The organism is Burkholderia sp. Bp8963, from assembly GCF_003854275.1.
In the GTDB taxonomy this organism is placed as follows: Bacteria; Pseudomonadota; Gammaproteobacteria; order Burkholderiales; family Burkholderiaceae; genus Burkholderia.
This window is the reverse complement of the sequence record NZ_QTQP01000143.1, coordinates 1-1,407: the sequence shown is the minus strand read 5'-3', so window position 1 is coordinate 1,407 and position 1,407 is coordinate 1. Positions and strand designations below refer to the sequence as shown.

General features: G+C 59.8%; 1 protein-coding gene. It reads left to right on the top strand.

Annotated features, from left to right (window positions below):
• Positions 1-87 precede the first annotated feature (87 nt).
• The gene (locus tag DID96_RS37690) at positions 88-1,119 is read left to right on the top strand and encodes an IS110 family transposase (RefSeq protein ID WP_124604383.1); all 1,032 of its coding nucleotides are present in this window, start codon (positions 88-90) and stop codon (positions 1,117-1,119) included.
• The last annotated feature ends 288 nt before the right edge of the window (positions 1,120-1,407 follow it).

Below are 1,407 nucleotides of genomic sequence, written 5' to 3'. Positions count from 1 at the left end.
CTAATGAAATGGACGCCTCCCGCCCACGGCGGCATCAGAAGTGCCAAAGTGGGAGTGTTGGTCAACCACTGAGTGGGGGGAGGCGTCATGGACAAGATTAGCGCAATCGGACTTGATTTGGCCAAGAGCGTATTCCAGGTGCACGGGGCCGATGCCTCAGGGAAGAAGGTTTTGTCGCGTCGACTCAAGCGCGCGGAAGTGATGGAATTCTTTGCAAGGCTGCCGGCGTGCCGGGTTGGCATGGAAGCGTGTGGTGGCGCGCATGAATGGGCGCGGCGTCTGACAGCGTTGGGGTACGACGTCAAGCTGATGGCGCCCCAGTATGTGAAGGCCTACGTCCAGGGAAGCAAGACCGACGCGCGCGATGCCGCGGCGATCTGCGAAGCGGCCAGCCGCGACAACGTGCCAACCGTAGCGATGCGCAGCCGGGGCGACCAACAAGTTCAAGCTCTGCACCGGGTGCGGGAAGGCTGGATAAAGCAGCGTACGGCGACGGCCAACCAGATACGTGGCCTGATTGCCGAATTCGGCGGGGCGATCACGCGGGGCATACGGAATCTTCGCCGTGAAGTAGTGGCATGGCAAGAACGAGCACGTGCTGAACTGGGCATGCTGTGCGGCGTGCTTGATGACTTGCTGGCCCACCTGGCGCAACTGGAAGAACGGATTGCACGGGTCGAGCGGCAACTTATGCAGGTGCGGCGGGACAACCCGGCCTGTCGCCTGATCGAGAGCATCCCGGGCGTCGGCCTTCTGACTTCCACGGCGGTGCTTAGCAGCTTTGGACGGGCCGATATGTTCGGCACGGCCCGCAAATTTGCCTGTGCATTGGGCTTGACGCCGCGCGAGCATAGCAGCGGCGGCAAACAGGTATTGCTGGGGATCAGCAAGCGCGGCAACAGCTATGTACGCCAGTTACTAGTGCATGGCGCGCGGTCGGTACTGCGAGCGCGGACGAACAAACCTGCCTACGCTGACGACTGGGCGGTGAAACTTGCAGCGCGGCGCGGGATGAACATTGCGGTCTGTGCCCTGGCGGCAAAAAATGCACGACGTATCTGGGCGGTGCTACACAGCGGCGAAGTGTTCCGAGCCGACTACGCCACAGTGGTGGCGTAATCAACTCGGCCAGTATCTCGACACAAGGTAGTAGGGAGGTATTCCACCGATTGCCAGGGCAATCCCAAGTGATGACAAGACTGGTCAGACCGGGATGGTTGCAACTCGTTCTCCACAGCGTGTTTCGAACACGATAGTCTGTTTGAGAAACCATCCGCGAAATTCATCATGCGTCAGCAGCCTATATGCCGGCTGCAACAAAGACCGAATGTATGGCTGCAATCGACTTTGTCTGTCAGTGCCTGAAGATCCGTCCTTGCAATAGGGAGGCGTCCATGTATGTGGAGA